This is a genomic window from Variovorax sp. UC74_104, assembly GCF_044055375.1.
Lineage (GTDB): Bacteria > Pseudomonadota > Gammaproteobacteria > Burkholderiales > Burkholderiaceae_C > Variovorax.
This window is the reverse complement of the sequence record NZ_CP171978.1, coordinates 2,938,213-2,950,220: the sequence shown is the minus strand read 5'-3', so window position 1 is coordinate 2,950,220 and position 12,008 is coordinate 2,938,213. Positions and strand designations below refer to the sequence as shown.

Here is a 12,008-nt window from a genome sequence, read left to right as displayed (position 1 = left end):
GCCATCCGGCGCCCGAGGGCGCACAGTGGGCCTTCGTTCATCCATCCAGCGGGGACATTGAATGCAGATACAGGTCAACACGAGCAACGGCATCACCAACAAGGACGCGCTGGAGCGTTGGGCCGATGCGGAGATCAAGCAGAACCTGAGCCGTTTCGTCGATGACGTGACGCGCGTCGAGGTACACCTGAGCGACGAGAACCACGACAAGGCCGGCAGCGGCGACAAGTGCTGCGTGATGGAGGCGCGCCTGGCGCACCACCAGCCGCTGGCGGTGACGCAGCACGCGGCGAGCCTCGACGAGGCCTTCCGGGGGGCGTCCGACAAGCTCAAGCGCCTGATCGAGAACACGCTGGGGCGGCTTCACAACCACCGGGACCGGGGCTCGATCCGCACCGATCCTGGCTTCATCGCCGAGTAGCGCCGTTTCTGCTTCTGCGCTTCCCTGGCGCGGGCGAGAGCGCCGCGGCAATGAGCGGCGGCCGGTGGCCGCTGGCCATCCACTCGTCGTAGAAGTCGATCTTGCGCTCGACCAGCGACAGCGCCCTCTTCCACCCGGCGATGGTCTCGTTGACCCGCTCGCGGTGCGCGGCCAGCATGTCGCGCCGCTCGCGTAGCGTGGTCTTGCCCTGCATGGCGAGCACGGTGTATTCGCGCATCTCGGCGATGGACATGCCGGTGCTGCGCAGCCGCTCCATCAGGTCGAGCCAGCCCACGTGCAACTCGACGTAGAGCCGCCGGCCGCCCTCGTCGCGCGCCACGCCGGGCACGAGCCCCTGCGTCTCGTACCAGCGGATGGCGTGCACCGTGCGGCCGGTTCGCGTGGCCAGTTCGCCGATGTGGAAGGGAGTGCCCCTCTCGACGGCTTTCTCAGCCGGCATGGACGGCGGCCGGAGGCTGCAACGCCTCCTGCACGAGGGCGGTGTCGAAGTACTCGGTCAGCTCTTTCACCTTGCCTCCTTCGAGTCGGTAGACGTAGCAGTAGCGGTTGTTGTAGCGCTTGCCGGCCTTGGTGGGCACGTCGCCGCTGAAGAGCACAACCACCCGGTCGCCCTCGGCGATGACGCGCTCGGTCTTGCTCCTGTAGGGCGCCGCGAACTGGGCGAAGAGCGGGTCCAGCAGCTCCTCGCGGATCGCCTTCTTGCCCCGATAGATGCGCGACCACGCGGTGCTGCCTTCGATCTTCCAGGTCGCGTCGTCGGCGAGGCTGTCGACGAAGGGCTGGCCGTTGCCCTTGTCCAGCTCGTCGTGGATGTGCTGGACGATGGCCTTGTTCTCGATCGTATTCATGGCGTGATTTCCTTTTTGTTGAACGAACCGGATACCCGGTGGATTCATTGGAAATGCTCGAGTGCGCTCTAGGTCAAGCGCGCCATGAACACAGCGGCGGAAATCAGCCCCGCTTCGCGTTCGCCATGCCCTTGGCGACTTCGTTGGCGCCCTGCGCCGCGCCGCTTTGCGGCACCGCCTCGCCTTCGCGGTCGGTCACTTCCGACAGGCGAGCCGCCAGTTGCTCGGGCGTGTCGGCCTCGATGCCCAGCCAGGCGCCCTGCGTCAGCGTGATGTGCGCGGCCTCGAAGGTGCCAGCGCCCGCGCAGAGGATGGTGCGGTTGGGCGCGTCCTGCGCGGCCAGCACCAGCATCGCCGGCACCACCGCCTCGGGGCGGAAGGCTTCGAGCATTTCCTTGGGGAACAGGTCCTCGGTCATGCGGGTGGCCGCCGTGGGCGCGAGGCAGTTCACGCGGATGTCGTTCTTCGCGCCCTCGATGCTCAGCGTCTGCATCAGGCCCACCAGCGCGAGCTTGGCCGCGCCGTAGTTGCTCTGGCCGAAGTTGCCGTACAGGCCCGACGAGGAAGTGGTCATCACGATGCGGCCGTACTTCTGCTCGTTCATGAGCGCCCAGACGGCCTTGGTGCAGTTCACGGCGCCCATCAGGTGCACGTCGACCACCAGCCTGAAGTCGGCGAGGTCCATCTTGGCGAAGCTCTTGTCGCGCAGGATGCCGGCGTTGTTGACGAGGATGTCGACGCGGCCCCAGGCGTCCACCGCCTCCTTGACCATGGCCTGCACCGCCTCGAAGTCGGTGACCGAGGCGCCGTTGGCGATCGCCTCGCCGCCAGCGGCCTTGATCTCGTCGACCACCGCCTGCGCGGCGCTTACCGAGCCGCCGGAGCCGTCGCGCGCGCCGCCCAGGTCGTTGACCACCACTTTGGCGCCGCGCGTGGCCAGCGCCAGCGCATGCTGGCGGCCCAGGCCGCCGCCCGCGCCGGTCACGATGGCCACGCGGCCCTTGAAATCGAGGTTGCTGCCGTTGCTCATGTCTCTGTGTCGCCTTCCATGGGAGTTGCCGTTGTTCGTGGCCGCGCCGGGCTTGCCTTGCCCGGGCGGCAGCGTGGCGTTTTACCGCAGAAAGCGGCCATGGAGCAGCTTCGGCGCGGCGAGCCCAGTCGCCAGCGCGTCAGGCTGCAACTGCGGTACGGCTGCGCGGGACGCCCAGGCGCGCGGGCGAGACGTACTGCTCGCGGTAGATCTCGAAGGGCATGGTGTCGGCCGCCTCGATGCGCTTCTGCTCCTGGATGGACTCGGCCGTCATCTGCTCGAACTCCGCCTGCTGCGCCACCGAGAACGGCAGGTCCAGCAGCGTGGCGCGGGTCTGCTCGGAGCGGGCGCGCACGAAGCCGATGAAGGAGTTGGCGTGCTCGTTCTCGATGGCGGCGAGCACGCGGGCCGAAGGCAGGCTGTCGGGGTTGCGCAGCGCGGCCGCGGCGGCGCGCACCGCGTCGACATGCGCCGTGCCGCTGCCCTGGGCCGCGTCGAGCGCAGCGGCGATGGGCAGGCACTGCCCGACCAGTTCCAGGCCCCAGTCGGCGAGCGTCACCTCGGTTCCATTGCGCCGCAACTTCAGCCCCGGCTCGCGGCCGCGCGCGGCGGTGAGATGCTGGTTCTGCGCGAGGTCGGCGATTTCCTGGGGCGTATCGTCGGGGCTGTCGCTCAGCAGGCAGTGCAGCAGGAACACGTCGATGAAGCGCATGGTCTGCGCGTTGATGCCGACGGTCTCGAAGGGGTCGAGGTCCATCAGGCGCACCTCGACATATTCCACACCGCGCTCGCGCAGCGCATGCAGCGGACGCTCGCCGGGGTTGATCACGCGCTTGGGGCGGATGGTGCCGTAGAACTCGTTCTCTATCTGCAGCAGGCTGGTGCCGAGCTGGTTGTAGTCGCCGCCGAGGTTGCGGATGCCGATGGCCTCGTAGGCCGGCCACGGGCGGGTCAGCGCATCCTGCAGCGAGGCGGCGTAGCCCTCGAGGCTGTTGTAGCTCACCGCCAGCGAGGCCTGCGCGTCGCTCTGGTAGCCCAGGCGGCCCATGCGCAGCGAGGTGCCGTGCGGCATGAACATGCTGCCGTCGCCCAGCGGCTGCAGCTCGTGCGGGCGGCCCGCCACGAAGCTCGAACACAGTGCCGGCGAGGCGCCGAACAGGTACAGCAGCAGGAAGGCGTGGCGGCGGAAGTTGCGGATCAGCGCGAAATACTCTTCGCTCGACACCTCGGGCAGCGACCAGTTGTAGTGGATGCCTGAAATCGTCTGCATGCGCCGGCCGTAGCGGTGGCTCAGGCCCATGCGGTAGACGCTCTTGGCGCGGCCCACGTTCGAGGAGCCGTAGCGGCCGATCGGAATGGTCTCGTCGGTCGGCAGGCCGCAGGGCATGCTCGACACCCAGAGGCGCTCGTCTCCCAGCGCGTCGAGCACGCGGTAGGTGAACTGGTGCACCCGCGTGAGCTCTTCGATGGCCGAGTCGACGTCCGCATGCACGCCGGTGATGAGCTCGAGCTGCGATTCGCTGAAGTCGGTGGTGATGTGCGGATGCGTGAGAGCCGAGCCCAACGCCAGCGGATGCGGCGTCAGCGCGAGCTTGCCGTCCGGCAGCGCGCGCAGGCTTTCCTTCTCGATTCCACGTCGCATGCCTTTCAGTCGTGTGGCTGAAAGTGCACCCAACCTCTCCTGCAATCTGTTGCTCATATTGTTATGACCCATCAATCTTCTGAGGGGCTGGAAGGTAGCACGGGCAAGCGGGCACTGCTCGTGCAGGGAATCCCGGGGCTGGCTACCCTGTTGTGCGCTATGTTTTTGATAGCTGGCGGCACGCCGGAACCTCTTCAGCCCCCGGAGCGGCCCGCCGAGAGATCGATTTCTTCGGACCGGTAGACATGCATCTGCGGCGTGCCCTCGGCCATGGCCGAGAGCGCCTTGGCGAAGGCGCGCGAGGCGTCCACGCGGAAGTGCGCCTGCAGGGCGTCCATGTCGCTCCAGCGCTCCACGAAGGTCAGGCGCAGCGGCTCCTGGGCGTCCGTCGAGACTTCATGCGAGATGCAGCCGGGCTCGGCGCGCGAGCGCAGCACGTGCTCGGTGCTGATGGCGAGCATGGCCTGCAGGGTGTCCGGCTTGGCCAATGCGTGTCCGATGACGAGGATCATTTCGTGGCTCCTTCGTGCGAGCGTTGATTCAGGTTCAGCCGAGCACCCGCAGCAGGAAGCGGTTCAGGTCGGCGATCTCTTCCATGCACACCGAGTGGGCCATGGGGTATTCGTGCCACTCGACGGCGTAGCCGAGTTCGGACAGCGCCTCGCGCGTGCGCACGGCGGCCGCGTAGGGCACCACCGGGTCTTGCCGGCCGTGGGCGAGAAACACAGGGGTCTCGTGGTTGGCCGCGTGCCGCTCGGCCGCGGTGGTGGCCGCGATCGGCAGGTAGCCCGAGAGCCCGACGATGCCGGCCAGCCGCTCGGTGTGGCGCAGGCCGGTCATCAGGGCCATCGCGCAGCCTTGCGAGAAGCCGGCCACCACGATGCGGCCGGCGGCAATGCCGCGGGCCTTCTCGTTGGCAATGATGGCCTCGATGGCCGCCTGCGAGCGGCGCAGGCCGGCTTCGTCCTCCTGCACCTGGAGGTCGGCCACCGCGATGTCGTACCAGGCCGGCATCTGGTAGCCGCCGTTGATGCTCACGGGCATGACGGGCGCGTTGGGGAACACGAAGCGCACCGCCCCCACGGCCGAGAGATCCATCTCGCCGGCGATGGGCACGAAGTCGTTGCCGTCGGCGCCGAGGCCGTGCATCACGATCACCGTTGCAGTGGGGTTGGGAGCGGTTTCGATCTCGATGGGAGGACGGGACATGGTCGGCAAGGGTATTCAGGAACGGATGCCCGGACCTTAGCGCATCCCGGCCCGGCACTCCGAAACGGCCGGTAGGCCGACTTGCACATCGTTTCGATGTGCGGCCCTGCCGTTACCTCCAAGGGCGAAACGTTGCTATTCGGCCTTGATGCCGACGGCCTTGACGATCTGCGCATAGCGCTCGTACTCGGCCGACACCTGCGTCTGGAACTGGCGCTGCGCATAACCCGTGGCCTCGATGCCCTGCGCCGCGAGTTCGGCGCGCGCGGCCGGGGCCTGCACGATGCGCCCGGCCTCCGCGGCGATGGCGTCGAGCACCGGCTGCGGCGTGCGCGCCGGCGCGAACAGGCCGAACCACGTGCCCGAGCGATATCCCTTGTAGCTCTCGGCCACCGTCGGCACCTCGGGCAGCAGCGCATGGCGCTTCTCTCCGCTGGTGCCCAGCGCCACCAGCCGGCCGCTGCGGATGTGCGGCAGCGCGGGCCCGACCGCGATGAACATCACGTCGACCTGCCCCGCGATCACGTCCTGCATGCCCAGCGGGCCGCCGCGGTACGGGATGTGGGTGACGTAGATGCCCGCCTTCTGCTTGAGCAGCTCCATGCTCAGCTGCTGCGGGCTGCCGTTGCCGGCGGAGGCGTAATTGATGTGCCCCGGCCTGGCCTTGGCCGCGCGCACGAAGTCGGCCACCGTGCGAAAGCCCGTCTTCGGGTTGGCGACCAGCACGAAGTCGATCTGCCCCAGCGACACCACCGGCACCAGGTCGCGCCGTGCGTCGTAAGGCAGGCCGGCCTGGAGGTTGGGGAGGATGGTGATGGGCCCGTCGGCGCCCACCAGCAGCGAGTAGCCGTCGGGCTGCGCCTTGGCCAGCCCGTCGGCGGCCAGGATGCCGCCCGCGCCCGCTCGGTTGTCGACCACCACCGGCTGCTTCCATTGCTCGGACAGCCGCTGCCCCAGGTAGCGCGCCAGCACGTCGGGCGAGCTGCCGGGCGTGTTCGCCACAGTGATGTGCACGGGCTTCGATGGATAGGCCGCTCCAGCCGGTTGCGCCTGCGCCGCCACCGTCAACGAAGCACAAGCTCCCAGCAGCAGGATTGGCTTGAGCAGCTTCGACAGGAAAGGATGGGCACTCATGGCGGACTTTCGATCGCAAAAGACAAAGGGCGCGATTCTGTCGCGCCTCGCTGTCCAGGCGAACGACCCATTCGTCAGATGCTTAGGCGCATTCCGGCATATGCGCCCGGGCCGGGCAGGACATCGCCAGGGAGGTCATTTCCGCCGCCCCTACCCTCGCCGCCCCGGGATGCAACACAATGGCGTTTCGCAAGAAGACCGCATGAAGACCCCGACCTCGCACCCAAAGCCCCAGCGCGCAGCCCCGTTCGACAGTGAAACGCTGCTGCGCGAAAGCGGCCTGCGCGTGACGCGCGCTGCCCAGACCGTGCTCGAACTCCTGGAGCACAGCTCGCAGCCCCTGACGCACGAGGAAGTGGCCGCCGCCTACACCGCCGCCGCCGGCGAGGCGCCCGACCGGGTGACGGTCTACCGCGTGCTCGACCGCCTCGTCGAAGCCGGCCTGTGCGACCGCCGCGTGGGCGCCGACCGCGTCAACCGCTTCTCGCGCCACGTGGAGGCCGAGTCGGGCAACACCTTCGAATGCGACCAGTGCCACAAGGTGCTGGCCCTGCCCTCCGACCCGGAGCTGCCGAAGGTGATGGGCCGGCTGGGGCGGGCGCTGCGCAAGCAGGGCATCGACACGCGCCACACCGCCCTCACCCTCCACGGCACCTGCGGCGATTGCGCCAGATAGCGCGCCTTAGACGTTCCAGGACGGAAACGGATCCGGGAAGTTCTGCCACCACGAGGCGCCGAAGCGCATCTCGTCTTCGGTGAGCAGGCAGGCGTCGAGCTTGGCGCGCAGCGCGTCCTCGTCCATGCCGATGCCGATCAGCACCAGCTCCTGGCGGGCGTCGCCGGTGGCCGGGTCCCAGTTCCTGCGGATGAGCTCCAGCGCCTCCGGGTCGGTCGGCCAGTGCTCGCGTGGCACCGCCGCCCACCAGAAGCCCGCCGCGCCGTAGCGGCAGGCGCCGCCCGCCTGCGACCACGAGCCGGCGCGCGTCGCGCGGCTGGCGAGCCAGAAGAAGCCCTTGGAGCGCACCACGCCCTCCCATTCGCTCTGCACCAGCTTCCAGAAGCGCATCGGATGGAACGGCAGCCGCGAGCGGTAGACGAAGCTGCGGATGCCGTACTCCTCGCTCTCGGGCACGTGCTCACCGCGCAGCTCGGCCAGCCAGCCGGGCGCCTGTTCGGCCTGCTCGAAGTCGAAGAGGCCGGTGTCGAGCACGCGGTCGAGCGCGACGCGGCCGAACTCCGACACCTCGATGCGCGCGCGCGGGTTCAGGCTGCGCAAGATCGCCATCAGCCGCTCGCGCTCCTCGGGCGTGACGAGGTCGGTCTTGTTCACCACCAGCACGTCGCAGAACTCGATCTGCTCGATCAGCAGGTCGACCACCGTGCGCGTGTCCTCGTCGCCCAGCGACTGGCCGCGCTGGCCCAGGCTGTCGGGCGAGCCGTAGTCGCGCAGGAAGTTGAAGGCATCGACCACCGTCACCATGGTGTCGAGACGCGCCACGTCCGAGAGGCTCTTGCCGTCCTCCCCCGCGAAAGTGAAAGTCTCGGCCACGGGCAGCGGCTCGGAGATGCCGGTCGACTCGATCACGAGCTGGTCGAAGCGCTTTTCCTTGGCCAGGCGCCTGACCTCCAGCAGCAGGTCTTCGCGCAGGGTGCAGCAGATGCAGCCGTTGCTCATCTCCACCAGCTTCTCGTCGGTGCGCGACAGCGCGGCCCCGCCGTCGCGCACCTGGGCCGCGTCGATGTTGACCTCGCTCATGTCGTTGACGATGACGGCCACGCGCCGGCCTTCGCGGTTGTGGAGGATGTGGTTCAGCAGCGTGGTCTTGCCGGCGCCGAGGAAGCCGGAGAGCACGGTGACGGGAAGGCGGTCGGCCATGGGGCAGGCTCCATATATGCAACAGGATTGCATTATATGAAGCCAATGCAACCGTGTTGCAGTTAACGCCGCATCCGACCCTCGCCTGACCGCCAACGACAAGGCGCACTTCGTCGTGACCTGCACGTGGCGCGATGCGGCGGGCGCGGTGCTCAGCACGCACGTCAACCTGTGGATCGTGGTGCGCATCGACGGGCGATGGGGAATCGCCCTGCGTTCTCACTGAGCTGGGGATTCGCCAGGCCGGCCGGAGCCGGGGGCGCTACATCTCGAAAGCCGCCACCTGCCTGCCGTCAATGTCGGTGAACCCGTATTCGCGCGCAAGGTCGCCCACGCGCAGCACCTCGCCGCTCCTGTCCATCACGTTCGGGTCGCCAGCCAGCGCCGCAATGGCCCGGCCCAGGTAGTGCGGCGACTCGGTGCGCGCAAGCTCGGGCCGCTCCTGCCAGTGGGCCTCGTCGGTCTTGTGGCCGGCCAGCACGAACTCCGTGCGCATCCAGCCGGGCGACACCGCCACCGAGGCCACGCCGTGCGGCTTCAGGTCCTGCGCCATGCCGAAAGCCAGCCGCGTCATCGATGCCTTGGCCAGGTCGTAGAAGAGGCTGCCGCGCACGTAGTGGCCTCGGTCCCAGAAAGTGATGGTGACGATCAGGCCCTTCTTCCGCTTCACCATCAGCGGTGCGGCGCAGCGGCTGGCCAGAAGGTGGTTGCGCACGCCGCGGTCGAACATCGAGTCCCAGTTCGACAACGGGTGCTCCCAGAACGGCGCCTCGAACACGCCGTTGAAGGTCTCGTGTCCGCCCCAGGCGTTGTTCACCAGAAGATCGATACGGCCCGCCTCGCGCTCCACCCGGGCGAAGAGCGCGGCGACCTCCTCTTCGTTGGTATGGTCGCAGCGCACCGCAATGCCGCGCCCGCCCATGCGCGAGACCTCGTCCGCGGTGTCGTCGATGCTGCCGGGCACGGTCGCCATGTCGGAAAGGGCCAGCAACTGGCCGTAGGTGTCGGCGGGCTGCCCGCGCGTGCTGCGCCCGGTGACGTACACGGTGGCGCCGGCAGCGCCCAGTTCGATCGCTATGCCACGTCCCCCGCCGCGGCTCGCGCCGGTCACGACCGCCACGCAGTCCTTCAACGGCCGGCCTGGCGTCTTTTCTTCGTCGTTCATCCTGATGGCTCCTTTGATCCTTTTGCCTGAGAGCGGATGAAGATAGCCAGCGCTCAACCCGCCGTCTTGGAAGAACCCGAAACCGCCTGGTCGAGGAACTCGGTCGGCGTGACGCCGCACAGCGCGCGGAACTCGTTGACCAGGTGCGACTGGTCGTAGAAGCCGCCCTCCAGCGCCACCTCGGCCCAGGCCGGCGAGGGCTGCTGCCGCAGCGCGCGCAGGCAGCCGTGCATGCGCGCAAGACGGCTCCAGGCGCGCGGCGAGAGCCCCACGTGGGCATGGAAGAGTTGCTGCAGACGCCGCTCTCCGATGCCGACTGCGGCCGCCACCTCGCGCAACGGGCGCCGCCCGCCCGAGTCTGCAATGAGCTGCGCCGCTCGGATGGCGGCAGCGTTGCCCCCGGCATCGCCGTCGCGGAGCCTGCGCAGCAGCACGGCCTGCAGCAGCGCCACCCGCGCCGCATCGTCGCGCGCTTCGGTCATGCATTCGAGCAGTTCCGCGCCTTCGCCCCGCCAGAGCTCGTCGAGATGCACAGCCGTGCCGCCGATCTCTCCGGCCGGCAGTCCCAGCAGTGCGGCGGCGGCGCCGGGGCGGAGGGTGACGGAAAGGCCCTCCACCTTCCGCCGCATGCGCAACATGACCGGCGTGGTCGAGGCGCCGACGGCCTCCACCGCCTGCCCCTGCTCGTCCCCGACGAAGGGCGCATCGCCGAAGTTGAAGATCAGCCGCACGGCGCCGTCAGGCAGCACGCGCTCGCGTACCTCGTGGCCGTCGGCAAGGTTCTCGCGGCACAGCATGAGGTGCGAGACATGCCCGCGCAGCGCGGCCGCGACCGGAAACGCGCGCAGCGTGCCGGCGGGCGCGCCCGACTCCGGCCCGTGCAGCGGGTCGTCGTCGAGCCGGAGGAAGAGGCGGTCGGCCATGGGGTCCGATTGTCGGGAAAACCGACCATGGCATGCCCGAAAATCTCTGACTCCGCCCCTCCGAATCGAATGCCTTCCGCCCTGTCCGTTCTCTATTCGTTCCGCCGCTGCCCCTATGCGATGCGGGCCCGCCTCGCGCTGGTCGCCGCGGGGCAGCGCTGCGAGCTGCGCGAGGTGGTGCTTCGGAACAAGCCGGCCGAGATGCTTGCGGCCTCGCCCAAGGGCACGGTGCCGGTGCTGATCGTGGAAGACGGATCGGTGCTGGAGCAGAGCCTCGACGTGATGCTGTGGGCCCTGCGGCGCAGCGATCCGCAGGGCTGGCTCCAACCCGAGGTGGGCACGCTGCAGGACATGCTCGCGCTGGTCGCCGCCTGCGACGACGGCTTCAAGCCCCTGCTCGACCGCTACAAGTACCCCGAGCGGCATCTGGATGGCGGCGAACCGGCACGCGAGCGCGGCGCGGCCTTCCTGCTCGATCTCGAAGCCCGATTGTCGGCCTCGCAGCAGTTGGCCGGCGCCCACTCGACGCTGGCCGATGCCGCACTCATGCCCTTCGTGCGCCAGTTCGCGATGGTCGACACGGCATGGTTCAACGCCCAGCCCTGGCCGCGCCTGCAGGCCTGGCTATCAGCCTGGACAACCTCCGAGCTCTTCGAGCGCGCCATGCACAAGTACGAGCCCTGGAAGCCGGGCGAGGCCGGCGTGCTCTTCCCTCCTTCGCGCTAGGCAGCCATCGCCGCCACCGAGGCCCGCTGGATGCATTCCACGAAATGCTGCGCGGCCGGCGTCAGCAGCTGTCCGCGCCGCTTGATGACGCAGACGTTCAGCACAGGCAGTTCTTCCTCGATCTCCACGCGGCGGATGCCGTGGCGCTTGAAGGTCAGCGTGGCCAGCGGCTCGACGAACAGGCCGACGAGGTCCATCTGCCCGACCAGCGCCAGCGCCACCGTGACGGATTGCCCCTGGATCACCCGCGCCGGCGGCGGCAGACCCAGCGGCAGCAACGGCGACACGGCCTCGCGGCCGCTGAAGTGGTCGTCGCCTGGAAGAATCCATTCAGCCTTGTAGAGATCGCGTATCGAACGGCTCGCGCGCAGCGGGTGACGCTCGCGCAGGCCCACCACCAGCTTCACCGGAAAGAGCTCCATCGCCTCGAACTGCGGGTCGAGCCGACCGGGCACCACGTGCGCCACCGCGAAGTCGAGCGAGCCCTCGCGCAGGCGGGCCAGCATCCAGGGCAGCACTGTTTCGCTGAACTGCACGTCGACGGCAGGCAGCCGGGCGTGAAAGTCCTTGAACGCGGCCGGCAGCACGGTGAGCGCGAAGGAGGTGCTGACGGCCAGGGAGACCTTGCCGGTGAGCCCGTCGCGGATCTGCGCGATCTCGTCGCGGGCACGCTGCATGTCGGCCAGCAGCAGCCGGGCGCGCGGCGCGAAGGCCTTGCCGAATTCGGTGAGCTGCACGCCCTTGACGCTGCGCTCCACCAGCGGCGCGCCGACTTCGCGCTCCAGTTCGCGCACGATCTTGGTGACCGCCGGCTGCGAGATGCCCAGCACGCGCGCGGCGGCGCGGATGCTCAACTGCTCGACCACGGCCACGAAGGCATGCAGCTGGTTGGGTTTCATGAAAACCAAAAGTTATCTTCGACGCCCAATTATTGTCTTTTCATGACAGCAGTGAGTCTCTAGCATCCGGCGCGACCAGGCCCGTAGACCTTCGACCGACACCCGCGAAGACCC

The 12,008-nt window shown here is 68.7% G+C and carries 15 protein-coding genes; 4 read left to right on the top strand and 11 right to left on the bottom strand.

The genetic code is table 11. The features are described from left to right. The first annotated feature begins 61 nt into the window (after window positions 1-61). Window positions 62-421 (top strand): HPF/RaiA family ribosome-associated protein, encoded by a 360-nt coding sequence (locus ACHMXA_RS13710; protein ID WP_176664889.1) that lies wholly within the window; start codon window positions 62-64, stop codon window positions 419-421. On the opposite strand, the gene ACHMXA_RS13705 is transcribed toward ACHMXA_RS13710, so the two are convergent. The 7 genes from ACHMXA_RS13705 to ACHMXA_RS13675 all read right to left on the bottom strand — a co-directional run bounded on the left by ACHMXA_RS13705 (window position 408) and on the right by ACHMXA_RS13675 (window position 6,305). Beyond that, window positions 408-881, bottom strand: a complete 474-nt coding sequence (locus tag ACHMXA_RS13705; RefSeq protein ID WP_176664888.1) for a MerR family transcriptional regulator — start codon at window positions 879-881, stop codon at window positions 408-410. The genes ACHMXA_RS13710 and ACHMXA_RS13705 overlap by 14 nt on opposite strands. Next, a complete protein-coding gene (locus tag ACHMXA_RS13700; protein WP_176664887.1) occupies window positions 871-1,290 on the bottom strand; it encodes a nuclear transport factor 2 family protein in 420 nt (139 codons plus the stop codon). The genes ACHMXA_RS13705 and ACHMXA_RS13700 overlap by 11 nt, the downstream gene beginning before the upstream one ends. A gap of 103 nt (window positions 1,291-1,393) precedes the next feature. Continuing rightward, window positions 1,394-2,320 (bottom strand): SDR family NAD(P)-dependent oxidoreductase, encoded by a 927-nt coding sequence (locus tag ACHMXA_RS13695; RefSeq protein WP_176664886.1) that lies wholly within the window; start codon window positions 2,318-2,320, stop codon window positions 1,394-1,396. Between the two features lie 139 nt (window positions 2,321-2,459). Beyond that, window positions 2,460-4,019: a glutamate--cysteine ligase gene (gshA, locus tag ACHMXA_RS13690; RefSeq protein ID WP_395320981.1), complete on the bottom strand. Its 1,560-nt coding sequence runs from the start codon at window positions 4,017-4,019 to the stop codon at window positions 2,460-2,462. 137 nt (window positions 4,020-4,156) lie between these two features. Then, complete coding sequence (locus tag ACHMXA_RS13685; RefSeq protein WP_176664884.1) at window positions 4,157-4,474, bottom strand: putative quinol monooxygenase; 318 nt, start codon at window positions 4,472-4,474, stop codon at window positions 4,157-4,159. 34 nt (window positions 4,475-4,508) lie between these two features. Continuing rightward, the gene (locus ACHMXA_RS13680) at window positions 4,509-5,171 is read right to left on the bottom strand and encodes an alpha/beta hydrolase (protein ID WP_395320979.1); all 663 of its coding nucleotides are present in this window, start codon (window positions 5,169-5,171) and stop codon (window positions 4,509-4,511) included. Between the two features lie 135 nt (window positions 5,172-5,306). Beyond that, window positions 5,307-6,305: a Bug family tripartite tricarboxylate transporter substrate binding protein gene (locus tag ACHMXA_RS13675; RefSeq protein ID WP_395320977.1), complete on the bottom strand. Its 999-nt coding sequence runs from the start codon at window positions 6,303-6,305 to the stop codon at window positions 5,307-5,309. A gap of 202 nt (window positions 6,306-6,507) precedes the next feature. On the opposite strand from ACHMXA_RS13675, the gene ACHMXA_RS13670 reads away from it, so the two are divergent. Next, window positions 6,508-6,981 carry a Fur family transcriptional regulator gene (locus ACHMXA_RS13670; protein ID WP_020723089.1) on the top strand — a complete coding sequence of 158 codons (474 nt, stop codon included), beginning with the start codon at window positions 6,508-6,510 and terminating at the stop codon, window positions 6,979-6,981. Window positions 6,982-6,987: 6 nt separating this feature from the next. Here ACHMXA_RS13670 and zigA read toward each other — a convergent pair whose 3' ends face one another. Next, window positions 6,988-8,181 carry a zinc metallochaperone GTPase ZigA gene (gene zigA, locus ACHMXA_RS13665; RefSeq protein ID WP_176664881.1) on the bottom strand — a complete coding sequence of 398 codons (1,194 nt, stop codon included), beginning with the start codon at window positions 8,179-8,181 and terminating at the stop codon, window positions 6,988-6,990. Window positions 8,182-8,296: 115 nt separating this feature from the next. Between zigA and ACHMXA_RS13660 the strand changes: the two genes are divergently transcribed. Then, window positions 8,297-8,407 (top strand): tRNA(His) guanylyltransferase Thg1 family protein, encoded by a 111-nt coding sequence (locus ACHMXA_RS13660; protein ID WP_218088177.1) that lies wholly within the window; start codon window positions 8,297-8,299, stop codon window positions 8,405-8,407. A 36-nt stretch (window positions 8,408-8,443) separates the two neighbouring features. Here ACHMXA_RS13660 and ACHMXA_RS13655 read toward each other — a convergent pair whose 3' ends face one another. Both ACHMXA_RS13655 and ACHMXA_RS13650 read right to left on the bottom strand, forming a co-directional pair. Further along, window positions 8,444-9,346 carry an SDR family NAD(P)-dependent oxidoreductase gene (locus ACHMXA_RS13655; protein ID WP_176664880.1) on the bottom strand — a complete coding sequence of 301 codons (903 nt, stop codon included), beginning with the start codon at window positions 9,344-9,346 and terminating at the stop codon, window positions 8,444-8,446. Between the two features lie 53 nt (window positions 9,347-9,399). Then, window positions 9,400-10,269, bottom strand: a complete 870-nt coding sequence (locus ACHMXA_RS13650) for an AraC family transcriptional regulator (RefSeq protein ID WP_176664879.1) — start codon at window positions 10,267-10,269, stop codon at window positions 9,400-9,402. Window positions 10,270-10,338: 69 nt separating this feature from the next. Here ACHMXA_RS13650 and ACHMXA_RS13645 point away from each other — a divergent pair, with 69 nt between their 5' ends. Continuing rightward, complete coding sequence (locus ACHMXA_RS13645) at window positions 10,339-10,995, top strand: glutathione S-transferase (protein ID WP_176664878.1); 657 nt, start codon at window positions 10,339-10,341, stop codon at window positions 10,993-10,995. On the opposite strand, the gene ACHMXA_RS13640 is transcribed toward ACHMXA_RS13645, so the two are convergent. Continuing rightward, window positions 10,992-11,894 carry a LysR family transcriptional regulator gene (locus ACHMXA_RS13640; protein ID WP_176664877.1) on the bottom strand — a complete coding sequence of 301 codons (903 nt, stop codon included), beginning with the start codon at window positions 11,892-11,894 and terminating at the stop codon, window positions 10,992-10,994. The two genes, ACHMXA_RS13645 and ACHMXA_RS13640, sit on opposite strands and share 4 nt — an antisense overlap. Window positions 11,895-12,008: the final 114 nt, after the last annotated feature.

What these genes read in the sequence shown, in the direction of transcription:
- ACHMXA_RS13710 (WP_176664889.1), top strand. Translation starts at nt 62, where the DNA reads ATGCAGATACAGGTCAACACGAGCAACGGCATCACCAACAAGGACGCG.
- ACHMXA_RS13705 (WP_176664888.1), bottom strand. Translation starts at nt 881, where the DNA reads ATGCCGGCTGAGAAAGCCGTCGAGAGGGGCACTCCCTTCCACATCGGC.
- ACHMXA_RS13700 (WP_176664887.1), bottom strand. Translation starts at nt 1,290, where the DNA reads ATGAATACGATCGAGAACAAGGCCATCGTCCAGCACATCCACGACGAG.
- ACHMXA_RS13695 (WP_176664886.1), bottom strand. Translation starts at nt 2,320, where the DNA reads ATGAGCAACGGCAGCAACCTCGATTTCAAGGGCCGCGTGGCCATCGTG.
- gshA (WP_395320981.1), bottom strand. Translation starts at nt 4,019, where the DNA reads ATGAGCAACAGATTGCAGGAGAGGTTGGGTGCACTTTCAGCCACACGA.
- ACHMXA_RS13685 (WP_176664884.1), bottom strand. Translation starts at nt 4,474, where the DNA reads ATGATCCTCGTCATCGGACACGCATTGGCCAAGCCGGACACCCTGCAG.
- ACHMXA_RS13680 (WP_395320979.1), bottom strand. Translation starts at nt 5,171, where the DNA reads ATGTCCCGTCCTCCCATCGAGATCGAAACCGCTCCCAACCCCACTGCA.
- ACHMXA_RS13675 (WP_395320977.1), bottom strand. Translation starts at nt 6,305, where the DNA reads ATGAGTGCCCATCCTTTCCTGTCGAAGCTGCTCAAGCCAATCCTGCTG.
- ACHMXA_RS13670 (WP_020723089.1), top strand. Translation starts at nt 6,508, where the DNA reads ATGAAGACCCCGACCTCGCACCCAAAGCCCCAGCGCGCAGCCCCGTTC.
- zigA (WP_176664881.1), bottom strand. Translation starts at nt 8,181, where the DNA reads ATGGCCGACCGCCTTCCCGTCACCGTGCTCTCCGGCTTCCTCGGCGCC.
- ACHMXA_RS13655 (WP_176664880.1), bottom strand. Translation starts at nt 9,346, where the DNA reads ATGAACGACGAAGAAAAGACGCCAGGCCGGCCGTTGAAGGACTGCGTG.
- ACHMXA_RS13650 (WP_176664879.1), bottom strand. Translation starts at nt 10,269, where the DNA reads ATGGCCGACCGCCTCTTCCTCCGGCTCGACGACGACCCGCTGCACGGG.
- ACHMXA_RS13645 (WP_176664878.1), top strand. Translation starts at nt 10,339, where the DNA reads ATGCCTTCCGCCCTGTCCGTTCTCTATTCGTTCCGCCGCTGCCCCTAT.
- ACHMXA_RS13640 (WP_176664877.1), bottom strand. Translation starts at nt 11,894, where the DNA reads ATGAAACCCAACCAGCTGCATGCCTTCGTGGCCGTGGTCGAGCAGTTG.